Below are 14,652 nucleotides of genomic sequence, written 5' to 3'. Positions count from 1 at the left end.
GTCATTGGCCATCGATCAGCACGTAGAAGAAGGAAGGGTTGCGGCCGACGGCCGAAAGGAAGCTGCCGTAATGGTTCCGGGGAATCGTCTGGCAACCGGCGGACCAGGTATTCACGACGGGGACATTGTCAGCGCCGCCCCAATGGATGTACATCGTCCGACCCACGAGCTTCGAATCGATGCGGGCCGCGTCGTTGAGCAGGAAGCGGCCGTCGCCGTCGGTGTCGCGCTCCACGGTCTGGTTTTCCGTCGATCTGAAGGCGCGGGCGTCCAGGAAGCCGTCGGGCTTCTCCTTGAAGAAGTAGGTGCCGGCACGCAGCCGCCCCGCATCCTTGAGACCGTCGGCATTGACGTCTTCGCCTGCCACCAGGGAGGCCTTCTTGAACGCGACGCCCTTGTAGCGATCGTCGATCGGCTTGCCGGCCTTGAGCTGGGCGCGATGCGCGTATTGGGCCGAGGGTTCGGTATTGCCAGGGAAGAAGGCGACGCTGCCACGCCGTTGCCAGCCATTGAGCACGACGATGTGATCGTCATAACTGCCGCGGCCCTTGTTGGCCAGCGTGCTGGTGTCGCGGCGCAGGCCGAGAACGAGCAGTCGCCCCTGGCGCAGCGCATTGGCGGCGTGGCGGGAGCCGCGTTGCTGCACGAGGCTGGCGCAGTACTGGTAGGCCGCGCGTTGAGACAGGAAGGGCAGCCGGGGCAGCGCCGGCCGCTGTTGGCGATCAGCGGCCCACTGGCGCAGCACGACAGAGCCTTCCGGGGTTGCATTGAGCGCGAGGCGCGCGGGCCAGGCCAGACGAGCCTCGGCGAGGCGGTGAGCGGCCTGGCGCATCGGGGCGTCCAGCTGCGCGAGGCCGTCCTCCCAGACTCGCAAGGCGGCGGAAGCGTCCTGGGCGGCACTGGCGGCGAAGGTGGCGGCCAGTTGGTCCAGGTCGGGGTCGATGAGGGTCTGGGCGAGGCTCATGGCGGCAGTACCGAAACGGTCCGGATGACCAGTGGCGGGAATTCTGCGAATGCGGCCGCACCGACGCATTAGACAAAGGTCATGTGCGATGTCGCGCGAAGGCTCGGAAAGCGCCGGTGTCGGCGAGCGAGGTCAGGGAAGATGCGCTGCCCGCGTCCGGCCAGTTGCGACATCGACCCGGTCGGCGGCAGGCCGGTGACGGGTTCGGTATCGAGCGAACCGGTGGTGGCGCGCAGCTGCGTCATCGGGGAGATCCAGCACTTCGTCCAGGGATTTCGGTGGTGCCGTCGGGGACGACCCGTTACGGTGCCGGGTCCAGCAGCAAGACAGGAGTTCCCCATGGACACACGCGTGCGACACCGTCGCATCCAGGTTGGCGACGTGGACACCTTCTATCGCGAGGCCGGACCGGCGCAAGCGCCGGTCCTGCTGCTGCCGCATGGCTACCCCTGCTCGTCCTACGAGTTCCGCAACCTCATGCCGCGGCTGGCGGATCGCTGGCGGCTCATCGCGCCCGATTACCCGGGAGCCGGCTACAGCGCCACGCCGGAGTCCTTCGACTACAGCTTCGACGGCTACGCCGCATTCCTCGACGAATTCGCGCGGACGCTGCGGCTCGAGCGCTACGTGCTCTACCTCCACGACTTCGGCTCGCCGATCGGCACCCGGCTGGCGATCCGCGCGCCGGGGCGCGTCGTCGCGCTGGTCATCCAGAACGGCGACATCCCTTACGAAGATGCGCTCGGCCCGAAGTACGCGGAGATCGAATCGACCTGGACGCTCCCCGCCGACGAGATGCGCGCCAAGCTGGCGGAAGCGATCCAGTAGCCGGTCTTCAAGGAGGAATTCCTGAACGCGGTCGACGCACCGCTGGCCGAGCGCATTCCCCCGGACCTGTGGCAGCTGCACTGGTCGCTGATGACGCCCAAGCGCCGCGAGATCGCCATCGACCTGATCGCGGACCTCAAGGACAACCGCGCCTGGTTCCCGAAGCACCGCCAGTACCTGCGCGAGCACCGTCCGCCCACGCTGATCATCTGGGGCCCGCACGACCATTACATGCCAGAGCAGTCCGCGAAGGCCTACCTGCGCGACCTGCCGGACGCCGAGCTGCATCTGCTCGACGGCGGCCACTGGCTGCTGGAAACCCATCTCGACGAGGTCGTGCCGCTGCTGCGCGACTTCCTCGGGCGGGTCGATCCGGGCGGTGCCTAGCCACGGCGCTTGCCCGTGATCCCCCACCCCGAGGGATCGGGAGCATTGCTCGTCGCCTTAATTTCTACTATTCTCGAAAGATGGAACAAGACGACGTCGTCCGCGCGCTGGGCGCCCTGGCCCAACCGCTGCGCTTGCAGATCTATCGTGCGCTGGTCGTTGTCGGCGACAGCGGCCTGACGCCCGGTGCGATCCAGGAGGGGCTGGGCGTGCCGGCCGCGACGCTGTCGTTCCACCTCAAGGAGCTGGTGGGGTCGGGGCTGGTGACGCAGGAGCGCTCCAGCCGCAACCTCATCTACCGCGCCGCCTACGCCCGCATGAACGAGCTGCTGGGCTACCTCACCGAGAACTGCTGCCAGGGCGCGTCCTGCGCCCTGCCGTCGACCACGCCCGGCTGCGGCTGCTGAATGCCCGCGCCATTGCTGCCCTCACCTCCCGGAAGCCGCTGAACCATGACTGTCCACGTGCTGATCCTCTGCACCCATAACTCCGCACGCAGCGTGCTCGGCGAGGGCATGCTCAATCACTGGGCGAAACAACTCGGCAAGGACGTCCGGGCCTTCAGCGCCGGCAGCGCGCCCAGTGGCCGCGTCAACCCACTCGCCCTCGATGTGCTGCAAGCCGCCGGCATCGACACCGCGGGCTGCCGCAGCAAGAGCTGGGACGAGTTCACCTCAACGGACGCGCCGCCGCTGTCCATCGTCATCACCGTGTGCGACAGCGCCGCGGCCGAGCAGTGCCCGGTCTTCTTCGGCGGCACCGGTCAACCGGTCAAGGTGCACTGGGGATACCCGGATCCGTCCGATGCCGAGGGGGGCGAGCCAGGCAAGCGCCGCGCGTTCGAGCTGACACGGCAGGCCATCGGCTACCGCATGCTGCAGCTGCTGCAACTGCCGCTGGCGACGATGGGTCGGGCCGAACTGCAGCAGGCGCTGGCCGCCATCTCGCGGAGCTGACGCGATGGACCTGCGTCGCCAACTGCTCGCGGAGGGCCTGGGCACGGCCTTGCTGCTGGCCATCGTGATCGGCTCCGGCGTCATGGCCGAGCGGCTCGCCGGCGGCAACGCCGCCATCGCGCTGCTGGCCAACACCCTGGCCACGGTCGGCGGCCTGGTCGTGCTGATCGAAGTCTTCGGCCCCATCAGCGGCGCTCACTTCAACCCGGCCGTCAGCCTGGTCATGGCCTGGCGTGGCGCGCTGCCTGGATCCGCGCTGCTGCCCTACGTCGCCGCCCAGCTGGCGGGTGCGGTGTTCGGCGCCTGGCTGTCGCACGCGATGTTCGACATGACCTTGCTGCAGTTCTCCTCCAAGCCGCGCGCCGGCACCGGCCAATGGATCGCCGAGGGCGTCGCCACCTTCGGCCTGCTGCTGGTGATCCTGCGCGCGCCGGCGTCGCGCGTGCCGGCCCTGGTGGCGGCCTACATCGGCGCGGCCTACTGTTCACCGCCTCGACCTCCTTCGCCAACCCGGCCGCCGTGGTCGGCCGCATGTTCAGCGACAGCTTCGCCGGCATCGCGCCGGCCAGCGCGCCCGGCTTCATCGTCGCCGAGCTGATCGGCGCGGCCCTCGCCGTGGCCGTGAACCGCTGCCTGTCCCCGCCTCCCGGCGAGCTCCGCGACACCCCGTCCCCCACCTCGACACCCGCGCCCCATGTCTGACACCCTCTTCCCCGATGCCGACTTCCCCGCGCTGGATGGCGCGCTGTTCGACGTGCCCAGCCAGGATCGCCTGGCCGTGCCCGCGCCGTCGCGGCATCGGCCGCGCATCCTGATGCTGTACGGCTCGCTGCGCGAGCGTTCCTACAGCCGGCTGCTGACCTTCGAGGCCGCCCGCCTGCTCGAGGCGATGGGCGCGGAGGTGCGGATCTTCAATCCGACCGGCCTGCCGCTGCCGGACGACGCCCCCGAATCGCATCCGAAGGTGCAGGAGCTGCGCGCGCTCGCCGCCTGGTCCGAGGGCATGGTCTGGTGCTCGCCGGAACGCCACGGGGCGATGACCGGGATCATGAAGTCGCAGATCGACTGGATCCCGTTGTCGACGGGCTCGGTGCGTCCGACGCAGGGCAAGACGCTGGCGGTGATGCAGGTGTCGGGCGGATCGCAGTCCTTCAACGCGGTGAACCAGATGCGGGTGCTGGGCCGCTGGATGCGCATGCTCACCATCCCGAACCAGTCGTCGGTCGCCAAGGCCTTCGCCGAGTTCACCGAGGCGGGCCGCATGAAGCCCTCCGCGTTCTACGACCGGGTGGTCGACGTGATGGAGGAGCTCTTCAAGTTCACGCTCCTGACCCGCGACCTGGGCCCCTACCTGCTGGACCGCTACAGCGAGCGCAAGGAGAGCGCCGCGGCCCTGGCCAAGCGCGTCGATCTCGCGGCGGCGACCGGCTGCTCACCGGGAGCGGGAGCTGGCCGCTGCGGCTGCGCTTGACCGGGCGACGGCCAGCTGCGACCGGGCCGCGACCTGGCCTTGAGCCCCGCCCGTCCTCCCCTCGCCCGGCCGTGATGACTGCCGCGGCCGCATTGAGGACAATGCGGGGTCCCGCATGTCCGCCGCCACGACCATGACCCTCGCCCTCCCCCGCGCCGCCCGCCGCCTGCTGGCCCTCCTCTGCCTGGCCGCCGCGCCGGCGGTCCATGCCGACATCGTCGTGGGCCAGGTCGCCCCGTTCAGCGGGCCGCAGGCCGTCACCGGCAAGGCCATCCGCGCCGGCGCCAAGCTCTGGATCGACGAGGTCAACGCCCGCGGCGGCGTCCGCGGCCAGCGCATCAAGTTCGTCACCCGCGACGACGCGCAGAAGCCCGAGGAGACGGTGCGGCTGGTCAAGGAAATGATCGCCCAGGACGCCCCGACGGCGCTGATCGGCACCGTCGGCACCTCCAACCTGGAGGCCCTCAAGCAGGACGGCGTGCTCGAGAAGACCCACGTCTCCATGGTCGGCGCGATCTCCGGCGCGACCAGCATCCTCACGGCGCGCGGCATGTATCCGGTCAAAGCGAGCTACCGCGAGGAAGTCGAACGCCTGTTCCGCCAGCTCGGCGAGATGGGCCGCACCCGCGTCGCGGTCGTCTACCAGGACGACGGCCTCGGGCGCGACGCGCTGGCCGGCGCGCAGGCCTCGGCCAAGACCCACGGCCTCACGCTGGTCGCCCAGTCGGGTTACGCGCGCAACACCACCGAGGTCGGCAAGGCGGTGGACGAGATGGTCAAGCAGACGCCGGACGTGATCTTCCTCGCCGCCACGACCGCCGCCGCGATCGAGTTCACCAGCCGCTACCAGGCCGCCGGCGGACGCGCCGGGCTGTACGGCATGTCCATCATCGACGTGCAGGCGCTGCTCAAGAAGCTCGGACCCGAGCGCGCGCGCGGCTTCGCCTTCTCGCTGGTGCTGCCGACCGACGACCGCCTGGACCGCGAGGTGGTGCGCGACTACCTGCGCCTGAGCCAGAACGCCAAGGATCCGGAACTGTCCTCGCGCTCGCTGGAGGGCTTCATCGCCGCCAAGGCGCTGGTGCGCGCCCTGGAGCGCAGCACCCCCGGCGCGGCGGGCCTGACCGAGACTCTGGAACGCGGCTTCGAGACCGACGTCGGCGGCCACCGCCTGACCTTCGGCAAGGGCCAGGCGCCGTCGCGCTACGTGGACTTCGCCGTGCTCGGCGTCGGCGGCCGGCTGGTGCGTTGAGCACCGCGGAGCCCGCGCCACGCCGTGGGCCTTCGCGGCGAGCGGCGGCGCCGGACCTCGGGTCCGGCTTCCGAACAGTGCAACCGTCCCCGCCGTTCATGTCGCTTCCGTGAAGTCTGACAGCGCGCTTTGCGCCCTCCGTCGCTAAGCTTCGCGACCTCCCCACCACCACCACCGCCGTTGCCGCCGCACGGCGTTGCCTCGTGAAGTACCTGATCGCATCGGCCGCATGCGGCCTGCTGGGCCTGCTCACGCACGCGGGCGCCCACGCGGCGCCGGGCGCGGAAGACGAGGACCAGCTCGAGGCGCTGCTCCGGCGCGAGGTGCAAGGCCCGTCGCGTTACGCCCAGAGCCTGATGGACGCGCCCGCCGCAGTCAGCGTGATCACCCGCCAGGAGTCCGCCGCGCTGGGCCACCAGACCATCGGCGACATGCTCGGCCGCCTGCCCGGCGTCTACCTCGGCAACACGCGCAGCTACAGCAACCTCGGCGTGCGCGGGTTCAACCGGCCCGGCGACTACAACTCCCGCGTGCTCATGGCCATCGACGGCCAGCGCGTCAACGACGCCATCTACGACCAGGGCCTGCCGCAGCTGGAATTCCCCGTCGTCGCGGAATGGGCCAAGCGGGTGGAACTGGTCCAGGGCCCGGGGTCCTCGATCTACGGCAGCAACGCGCTGCTGGGCGTCGTGAACGTCGTCACGCTGGACGGCGCCGACGCGCCGGGCCTGTCGGTGCTCGGCAGCGCCGGCTCGCGCGGGCAGCGCCGGGTCGAAATGCATTACGGCGCCACCGACGCCGCGGGCGGCGACCTCTTCATCGGACTGAACCTGCAGCGCACCGCCGGCGAGACGCTCTTCCTCCCGGAGCTCGGCACCGCCGACGGCTGGATCCGCGGCCTGGACGGCGAGCGCCAGGCCGCGGTGCTGGCCAAGTACCGGCTCGGCCGTTGGAAGCTGTCGATGGCCGCGGTGCAGCGCGACAAGGACGCGCCGACCGCCCCCTACGGCACCCTGCCCGGCGTGTCCGGCACCCGCTACACCGACCGCCAGCTGATGGTCGAGGCCGCCTACGACGAGGGCTGGCAGGACGACCTGCGGCGCAGCCTGCGCCTGGGGCTGTCGCAGTACGACTTCCGCGGCCGCTACGTCTTCGGCCAGTCGCCGGACGTCGTCGACCGCGACGAGGCCTATGCCCAGTGGATCACGCTCGACGCGCGCGTGCTCTGGCGCGGCCTGCTCAACCATGAGCTGATGGCCGGCGCGGAAATCCGTACCTCGCCCTACGGCATCCAGCGCAACTACCAAGTGGCGCCCTACGAGTCGCGGCTCGACAGCGACGTCTCGCAGGATTCCGCCGCGCTGTCCGTGCAGGACCAGTGGCGTTTGTCGCAGCACTGGCAGCTGACGACCGGCCTGCGGCTGGACCACGCCCGCGGCTTCTCACCGGCGCTGTCGCCGCGCACCGTGCTGGTCTTCCGGCCGGACGAGCGCCAGACCCTGAAGCTGATGTGGGCGCGCTCGTTCCGCTCGCCCAACCTCTACGAGCGCTATTACGACGACGGCGGCCAGACGCAGCTGGCCAATCCGGGGCTCAAGCCCGAGCGGCTCGGCTCCGCCGAACTCGCCTGGGAATACCTGCTCGCCTCCGGCCAGGCGCTCAGCGCCAACCTCTACGACACCCGCCTGAACCGCCTGATCGAACAGGTGCCGCTCAGCGACGATCCCGACGCCGTGGTGCAGTACGTCAACCGCGGCCGCGTGCGGCTGCGCGGCCTGGACCTGGGCGTGGAGCAGCGCGTCGAGGGCGGCTGGCTGTGGCGCGCCAGCGCCTCCTGGATGGACGCCCGCGACGAGCAGGGCCGGCGCCTGAGCAACGCGCCCACCTGGATGGTCAAGGGCCATGCGATCACGCCGCAATGGCGAGCCTGGCAGCTCGGCGTCGAGTGGACCGCGCTGGGCACGCGGCTGGGACGCGTGAAGGTGCCGCCGGCCTGTTTCGTCAACGCCCAGCTGAGCTACCGCATCGACGCGCGCCAGAGCCTGGCGTTGCAGGTGGACAACCTGCTGGACCGCGACAACCTCGACCCCTCATCCCCCGACGCCGCGCTGAGCGCGATCCCGCAATCGCGCCGCGCCTGGCGCCTGGCGTGGCGCACCGCCTTCTGAGCCGCCGACGATGCCGATGCGCGCTCGCCTGCTTCGACGACCGACCGACCTGCGCCCCTGGCGCATGGCGGCGCTGCTGCTGCTCGCGCTCGCAGGGGCGGCACCGCTGCGCCCGGTCGCGGCGCAGGCCGCCGGACCGGACGGCCTGAAGGCCGAGGTGGTCTACCGCGCGCTGATGTTCGTCAACTGGCCCGCGGAGCGGGAACACGGCCGCGCGCTGCAGCTGTGCACCGCTGGCGACAGCGGCCTCGAGACGGCCCTGCAGGGGCTGACCGGGCGCTCGATCCGGCACCTGGCGATCGAGGTGCGCCGCCTCGCCCGCCCGGACCAGCTCGCCGGCTGCCACCTGCTCTACCTGTCCGAGCCCAAACCCGCCTGGCGCGCCCTGCTCGACCGCCAGCCCGTGCTGGTGCTGTCCGACCAGGCCGGCATGCTGGACCAGGGCGCCATGCTCAACCTCCAGATCGAGGACGGGCGTATCGTCTTCGACGTCGACCTCGACGCCGTCCGGCGCGCCGGCCTGGCCATCAGCGCGAAGCTGCTGCGCCTGGCGCGCTACGTGCGTCACCCCGCCACTTCGCCATGAACGCCAAGATCCTCGACGCGCTGGAACGCTGGCGCGAGCTGGCCGTGTCGCTGGCCGCGCTGCTCACCTTCGCCCTGCTGCTCAGCGTGATGCAGTACTGGCGGCTGCAGCAGCGCCAGCTCGAGGACCTGCGCACCCAGGCCGGCATCGTGGCGCAGACGGCCTCCGCCGCGCTGGTCTTCGACAGCCGCGACGAGGCCGGCGAGATCCTGCAGGCGCTGCGCCAGAATCCCGCCACGCTGCGGGCGCGGCTGCTCAAGCGCGACGGCCAGCCCTCCGCGGTCTACACCCGGCCGGCCGCGCAGCGCTCGCGCCTGGAGGCCTGGGCCGGACAGGTGGCGCTGGAGGTGCCGGTGATGGCCGACGGCCAGGCGGTGGGCACGCTGTCCGTCGAGGCCAGCCGGCTGCCGATGTGGTGGGACCTGGCGCAGTTCATCGGCGCGACGCTGGGCACGCTGGCGGCGACCGCCGGCCTGGCCTGGCTGCTGTCCAAGCGGCTGCGCGCGCAGATGCAGGAGGCGGAACGCCGCACCCGCTACCTCGCCCGCTTCGACGCGCTCACCGACCTGCCCAACCGAGAGCACCTTCGCCGGCTGCTGGAGAAGGCGCTGCGCCAGGACGGCGGCGCGGCGCTGCTGCTGCTGGACCTGGACAACTTCACCCAGATCAACGACCAGTTCGGCCACGCCGCCGGCGACGCGGCGCTGCAGGCGACCGGCCAGCGCCTGCGCCAGCTCTGCCGGCCCGGCGATGCGGCCGCGCGGCTGTCGGCCGACGAATTCGCGGTGCTGCTCTCCCCGCGGCCCGACGCGGCCGCGTTGCAGGCCTACGCGCAGCGTCTGCAGGCGGGCCTGGCCCAGCCGCTGTTCTTCGACGGCCACTGGCTGCACCTGCATGCCAGCACCGGCGCCGTGCTGCTGCCCGACCAGGCCGACGACGCCAGCGATGCGATGCGCTGCGCCGACGCGGCGATGCGCCAGGCCAAGCAGATGGGCAAGGACACCTTCCAGCTGTTCACGCCGCAGCTGGGCGAAGCGCTGCAGTCGCGCCTCGCGCTCGAGAACGACCTGCGCGAGGGCCTGATGCAGGGCGAGTTCCAGCTCGCCTACCAGCCGCAGTACGACACCACGCGCCGCATCCGCGGCTTCGAGGCGCTGGCGCGCTGGCGCCATCCGGAGCGCGGCTGGGTCTCGCCGGCGGACTTCATCCCGGTGGCGGAATCCTCCGGCCTGATCGTGGAGCTGGGCCTGGCGATGCTCGGCCAGCTGCGCCGCGACCTCGACGGCTGGAAGGCCAAGGGCCTGGGCTGCCCGCCGGTGGCCATCAACCTGTCCTGGGAGCAGTGCCGCAAGCCGCAGCACCGCGACCGCTTCCTGCAGCAGCTCAAGGCGCTGCAGCTCGGCCCGGGCGAGGTGGAGTTCGAGCTCACCGAGAGCCTCAACTTCGAGGACATCGACAAGCCCGATTCCTTCGTCTTCACCCTGCAGGGACTGGGCTACGGCCTGGCGATCGACGACTTCGGCACCGGCTACAGCTCGCTGGCCTACCTGCGCCGGCTGCGCTGTCGCAAGATCAAGATCGACCGGCTCTTCGTGCACGGGCTGGCGGCCAACGACGACTCGCGCATGCTGGTGGAGTCGATGGTGCGGGTGGCCCATGCGATGCGCATGTCGGTGGTCGCGGAAGGGGTCGAGCTCGACGCCGACGAGGCGGCGCTGATCGCCATGGGCTGCGACCTGATGCAGGGCTTCGGTTTCTGCAAGCCGGTCCCGCCGGCGCAGGTCGAGGCCTTGCTCGCCGGGAGCCTGGTGCGGCCGGTGTCGCCCGCGGAACCCGCGGCGGATTGAAACCGTCGTGAATTTGTCCACGGTCAATCTGGAAAATCCGGAGTTGTGACAAGTACGCACATCTTCTGTCGGCGGCATCACGGAAGATCCTGCCCTTTTCAGAAGTGCCAGGAAGTGCCACGCCCATGAACCGCCGTCACCTGCTCCAGAACTTCGCCGCGCTCGCAGGCGCCGGCAGCCTGCCGGCCTTCGCCGACAGCACCCGCATCCTGCTGGGCCAGTCGGCGCCCTTCAGCGGCCCGGCCCGCGAGCTGGGCGAGCAGTTCAAGGAAGGCGCGATGCTGGTGTTCGACCAGGTCAACCAGCGGGGCGGGGTGAACGGCCGGCGCATCGAGCTGCGCAGCCTGGACGACGGCTACGAGCCCGAGCGCTGCGCGGCCAACACCCGGCGCCTGATCGAGGACGGCGTCACCGCGCTGTTCGGCTACGTCGGCACGCCCACCACGCTGGCCGCGGTGCCGCTGCTGACGGCCGCCAAGGTGCCGCTGGTGGCGCCCTTCACCGGTGCCGAGGCGCTGCGCACGCCCTTCAACCGCCACCTCTTCCACATCCGCGCGTCCTACAACGACGAGGCGGCCGAGATCGTCAAGCAGCTGATGGCGGTGGGCATCAAGCGCGTCGCGGTCTTCCTGCAGAACGACAGCTACGGCCAGTCGGGCCTGGCCGGCGTCACGGCGGCGCTCAAGCAGCACAACCTGGCCCCGGTGTCGCAGGGCACGGTGGAACGCAACTCGGTGGACGTCAGCGGCGCGCTGGGCTCGATCATGGCCGGCCAGCCGGAGTGCGTGGTCCAGATCGCCGCCTACAAGTCCTGCGCCGCCTTCATCCGCGCCTCGCGCAAGGCCGGTTTCCTGGGCAACTTCTACAACCTCTCCTTCGTCGGCGCGCAGGCGCTGGCGGCCGAGCTGGGCAAGGATGCGCGCGGGGTGGTGGTGTCGCAGGTGGTGCCCTTCCCGTTCTCCGGCCTCACGCCGGTGGCCGGTGAATACATCCAGCGCTGCAAGGCCGCCAACAAGGAACTGGGCTACACCGGCATGGAAGGCTTCATCGCGGCCAAGACCATGGTGGAAGGCCTGCGCCGCGCCGGCAACAACCCGACGCCCGACAGCGTCATCAGCGGCCTGGAAGCCCAGAACGAGCTCAACCTCGGCGGCTTCTACATCAACTTCTCCAGCCAGCGCCACGCCGGCTCGCGCTACGTGGACATGACCATCCTGACCGAGGACGGCAAGGTCCGGCGCTGATCGTCCAGGCCGCGGGCGGGTTGTCGCGGCAACCGCTTGTCACCAACGCGCGCAGCGCCTGCGGGTTTTCCCGCGAGACATTCTGAAAGCGCTTTCAGATAGTTGGGACCCAGAGGCCACGGCGCGCCATCACGCGCCAGCGGCCCTTCAGGCTTACCGCTGCATTCGGGCGTCGACGCCCGGTCCGCCGGACCGGGACCCGGAGACGCCGTGACCTCGCGCGCGTCTCCTCCACTGGTTCCGAGGAGATCCCCATGACACGCTGGATTCGATCGCTGGCCGCGGCCGCGCTTGCCTTGACGGGCCTGGCGGCGCAGGCCCAGAACTGGCAACTCGTCTGGCAGGACGAGTTCACGAACGGCATCGGCCCCCACTGGCGCTTCGAGACCGGCACCGGCTCGGGCGGCTGGGGCAACAACGAGCTCCAGTACTACCGCCGCGAGAACGCGAGCGTCGAGAACGGCCAGCTCGTCATCACCGCCCGGCGCGAGGACTTCGGCGGCATGCGCTACACCTCCGCGCGCATGACGACGCAGGGCCTGGCCACCTTCAAGTACGGGCGCGTCGAAGCGCGCATCAAGTCGCCGTCGAGCTCGGGCATGTGGCCGGCCTTCTGGATGCTGGGCAGCAACATCACCTCGGTGGGCTGGCCGGCCTCCGGCGAGATCGACATCATGGAACACGTCAACGCCGATCCCGACATCCACGGCACCATCCACTGGCAGGGGCCGGACGGCGGCCATGCGTCCTACGGCGGACACACCGCCACCAACGTCGCGGACTATCACGTGTACGCGGTGGAGTGGGACGAGCGCTTCATCCGCTGGTTCGTCGATGGGCGCGAGTACCACGTCGTCGACATCACCAACAGCGTCAACAGCACCGAGGAATTCCATCGCGACTTCTTCCTGCTGCTGAACCTGGCGGTCGGCGGCAACTGGCCGCAATGGAACATCGACGAGAGCCGGCTGCCCGCGCGGATGTACGTCGACTACGTGCGCGTCTACCGCAAGGACGGCGGCACGCCGGCCTTCACGACGACGCTGCAGGCCTCGGACTTCGCGCTGCAGTCGGGCATGCAGCTGGAGGCCTCGAGCGAGGGCGGCCAGAACCTGGGCTGGATCGAAGCCGGCGACTGGGCGGTGTGGAACCTCAACCTGCCGCAGGGCGGCACCTACACCGTCGAGTACCGCGTCGCCAGCCTGAACGGCGGCGGCAGTCTGCAGCTGGAGATGGCCGGCGGCGCGCCGGTGTACGGCGCGGTGGGCGTACCCTCGACCGGCGGCTGGCAGAACTGGACGACGGTCTCGCACCGCGTGACCTTGCCCGCCGGGCAGCAGCAGATCGCGGTGAAGGCCAATGGGCCAGGGTGGAATCTGCGCTACGTGAAGATCACGACATCGTGATCGCTGAAGTCGCGAGGTGAAGTCGTGATGGAATGCGGCGGATGTCCTCCCCCGTCCGCCGCGTGCCCCCACCGCTCGACAGCCGGCTCGCGCCGACCTATGGCGACGCGAACCTGGCCGACGCCTTCGCCATCACGCTGTCGGAGGACGCGCCCGACGACGCGATGGCGCTCGCCCGCGCGGCGCTGGCCGACCCGCCGTCCTGGTTCCGCGCGCTGCTGGCGATCCGCGACGCCGCGGTCCGGCCCTTCGGCCTGAAGACCTCGGCGGCGATGCGCCGGCACCTCGACGAGATCGGCGTCGCCCATGTCGACATCTTCCGGGTGCTCGAGGCCTCGCCTCGGGAAGCGATCTTCGGCGAGCAGGACCGGCATCTGGACTTCAAGCTGTCGGTCCTGATCCGCCAAGTCGACGGATCGACGCGCCGGGAGGCCGTCGTCACCACGGTCGTGCACTGCCACAACCGGCTCGGACGGTGTTACCTCGCGCTGATCCTGCCGGGGCATGTGCTGGTGGTGCGCTCGCACCTGGCGGCGGCGGCGCGGCGGTTCGGAGCGAGGGACGGCACGCGGGACGGAGGCGGCTGAGCCCCACCCGGCCCTGGGGTCTCTCCCCGTCAGTCGCGCCGGCGAACCGGTCAGAATCCGCCTCCATCGGCGCAGCCAGCACAGGGGCAGCGGATGGACTGGCGATTCAAGGTAGGTCGGCAAGCGGTCCTGGCGCGATTGCCGTTCGGGCAGGGCCTTCGACGCGCGAAGCGCCAGCTGTTCGGCTACCAGCCCGACGAGGACAACCTGCGCAGCACCATCCAGGCCTGGACGCAGATGCGTCGGGGCCTGGAGCGCTCCGGCGGCGCGATCGAAGGCGCCACCGTGCTGGAGATCGGCACCGGCTGGTTCCCCACCATCCCCGTCCTGCAATGCCTGCAGGGCGCCCAGCGCGTCTACATGTCCGACCTCAACGTCCATCTGGACGAGGTCAGCTTCGCCGCGACGCTGGCGTTCCTGCGCCAGGCCTGTCCCGACGAGGCGCGGTTGCGCGCGATCCAGACGCGCGCCGACCTGCCGCTGACCTACCTCGCCCCGTTCGACGTGAACGAGCTCGCCGACGGCTCGATCGACCTCGTGACCTCGCGCACGGTGCTCGAGCACATCCCGCCGGGCGACCTGGTCCAGCTCTTCAAGGCGCTGCGGCCCAAGCTCTCGGCCCGCGGCCGGATGGTGCACCTGGTGGACCACTCCGACCATCTGGAGCACTCGGACAAGTCGATCACCAAGATCAATTTCCTCACGTGGCCCGAGCGCAAGCATGCGTGGGTCAACCGCCTGACGCGCGAAGGCGAGAACCGCCTGCGCCACCACGAGTACCCGGCGCTCTTCGCCGAGGCCGGTTATCGGGTGACGCTGGAGGAACACATGGTCCACGAGCCGACGCGCCAGCTCGCGAAGTCGCTGCCGCTGCAGCCGCACTACGCGGCGATGACGCCGGAGCAGCTGGCGACGATGGCGTCGCTGTACGTGCTCGAACCCTGATCAGCGCCGGC

Annotated in this window: 15 protein-coding genes and 1 pseudogene; 14 read left to right on the top strand and 2 right to left on the bottom strand. The window is 70.5% G+C overall.

Features of this window, described 5'->3' with window-relative positions:
• Nucleotide 1: 1 nt before the first annotated feature.
• Both ACTJKJ_RS01670 and ACTJKJ_RS01665 read right to left on the bottom strand, forming a co-directional pair.
• Nucleotides 2–964, bottom strand: coding sequence for a hypothetical protein (locus tag ACTJKJ_RS01670; RefSeq protein ID WP_440819394.1), 963 nt, complete (start codon nucleotides 962–964; stop codon nucleotides 2–4).
• Between the two features lie 68 nt (nucleotides 965–1,032).
• A complete protein-coding gene (locus ACTJKJ_RS01665; protein WP_440819393.1) occupies nucleotides 1,033–1,209 on the bottom strand; it encodes a hypothetical protein in 177 nt (58 codons plus the stop codon).
• A 94-nt stretch (nucleotides 1,210–1,303) separates the two neighbouring features.
• Between ACTJKJ_RS01665 and ACTJKJ_RS01660 the strand changes: the two genes are divergently transcribed.
• From ACTJKJ_RS01660 to ACTJKJ_RS01595, 14 genes and pseudogenes are all read left to right on the top strand, one after another.
• Nucleotides 1,304–1,792: an alpha/beta fold hydrolase gene (locus ACTJKJ_RS01660; protein WP_440819392.1), complete on the top strand. Its 489-nt coding sequence runs from the start codon at nucleotides 1,304–1,306 to the stop codon at nucleotides 1,790–1,792.
• Between the two features lie 90 nt (nucleotides 1,793–1,882).
• Entirely contained in the window at nucleotides 1,883–2,179 is a 297-nt protein-coding gene (locus ACTJKJ_RS01655) for an alpha/beta fold hydrolase (protein WP_440819391.1), read from the top strand.
• Between the two features lie 80 nt (nucleotides 2,180–2,259).
• A complete protein-coding gene (locus tag ACTJKJ_RS01650; protein WP_147239988.1) occupies nucleotides 2,260–2,586 on the top strand; it encodes an ArsR/SmtB family transcription factor in 327 nt (108 codons plus the stop codon).
• Between the two features lie 45 nt (nucleotides 2,587–2,631).
• Nucleotides 2,632–3,135, top strand: coding sequence for an arsenate reductase ArsC (locus ACTJKJ_RS01645; RefSeq protein WP_440819390.1), 504 nt, complete (start codon nucleotides 2,632–2,634; stop codon nucleotides 3,133–3,135).
• Between the two features lie 4 nt (nucleotides 3,136–3,139).
• A pseudogene (locus ACTJKJ_RS01640) lies at nucleotides 3,140–3,837 on the top strand (aquaporin).
• The gene (arsH, locus tag ACTJKJ_RS01635; RefSeq protein ID WP_440819389.1) at nucleotides 3,830–4,606 is read left to right on the top strand and encodes an arsenical resistance protein ArsH; all 777 of its coding nucleotides are present in this window, start codon (nucleotides 3,830–3,832) and stop codon (nucleotides 4,604–4,606) included. The pseudogene ACTJKJ_RS01640 and the gene arsH overlap by 8 nt, the downstream one beginning before the upstream one ends.
• A 133-nt stretch (nucleotides 4,607–4,739) precedes the next feature.
• Nucleotides 4,740–5,858 carry an ABC transporter substrate-binding protein gene (locus ACTJKJ_RS01630; RefSeq protein ID WP_440819388.1) on the top strand — a complete coding sequence of 373 codons (1,119 nt, stop codon included), beginning with the start codon at nucleotides 4,740–4,742 and terminating at the stop codon, nucleotides 5,856–5,858.
• Between the two features lie 203 nt (nucleotides 5,859–6,061).
• A complete protein-coding gene (locus ACTJKJ_RS01625) occupies nucleotides 6,062–8,026 on the top strand; it encodes a TonB-dependent receptor plug domain-containing protein (protein ID WP_440819387.1) in 1,965 nt (654 codons plus the stop codon).
• A 16-nt stretch (nucleotides 8,027–8,042) separates the two neighbouring features.
• The gene (locus ACTJKJ_RS01620; protein ID WP_183492719.1) at nucleotides 8,043–8,612 is read left to right on the top strand and encodes a YfiR family protein; all 570 of its coding nucleotides are present in this window, start codon (nucleotides 8,043–8,045) and stop codon (nucleotides 8,610–8,612) included.
• Complete coding sequence (locus ACTJKJ_RS01615; RefSeq protein ID WP_440819386.1) at nucleotides 8,609–10,459, top strand: putative bifunctional diguanylate cyclase/phosphodiesterase; 1,851 nt, start codon at nucleotides 8,609–8,611, stop codon at nucleotides 10,457–10,459. The genes ACTJKJ_RS01620 and ACTJKJ_RS01615 overlap by 4 nt, the downstream gene beginning before the upstream one ends.
• A gap of 125 nt (nucleotides 10,460–10,584) precedes the next feature.
• Nucleotides 10,585–11,703 (top strand): ABC transporter substrate-binding protein, encoded by a 1,119-nt coding sequence (locus ACTJKJ_RS01610; protein WP_091726485.1) that lies wholly within the window; start codon nucleotides 10,585–10,587, stop codon nucleotides 11,701–11,703.
• Nucleotides 11,704–11,957: 254 nt separating this feature from the next.
• The gene (locus ACTJKJ_RS01605) at nucleotides 11,958–13,109 is read left to right on the top strand and encodes a carbohydrate-binding protein (RefSeq protein WP_440819385.1); all 1,152 of its coding nucleotides are present in this window, start codon (nucleotides 11,958–11,960) and stop codon (nucleotides 13,107–13,109) included.
• A 41-nt stretch (nucleotides 13,110–13,150) separates the two neighbouring features.
• On the top strand, nucleotides 13,151–13,696 hold the full coding sequence (locus ACTJKJ_RS01600; RefSeq protein WP_440819384.1) for a DUF2867 domain-containing protein: 546 nt from the start codon (nucleotides 13,151–13,153) through the stop codon (nucleotides 13,694–13,696).
• 93 nt (nucleotides 13,697–13,789) lie between these two features.
• Nucleotides 13,790–14,641, top strand: coding sequence for a class I SAM-dependent methyltransferase (locus tag ACTJKJ_RS01595; RefSeq protein WP_091726494.1), 852 nt, complete (start codon nucleotides 13,790–13,792; stop codon nucleotides 14,639–14,641).
• The last annotated feature ends 11 nt before the right edge of the window (nucleotides 14,642–14,652 follow it).

Origin of the sequence: Roseateles sp. 22389, assembly GCF_052044995.1 — a bacterium.
Lineage (GTDB): Bacteria > Pseudomonadota > Gammaproteobacteria > Burkholderiales > Burkholderiaceae_C > Roseateles.
The sequence above is the reverse complement of the archived record's forward strand: the minus strand, read 5'-3'. Positions and strand labels throughout refer to the sequence as shown.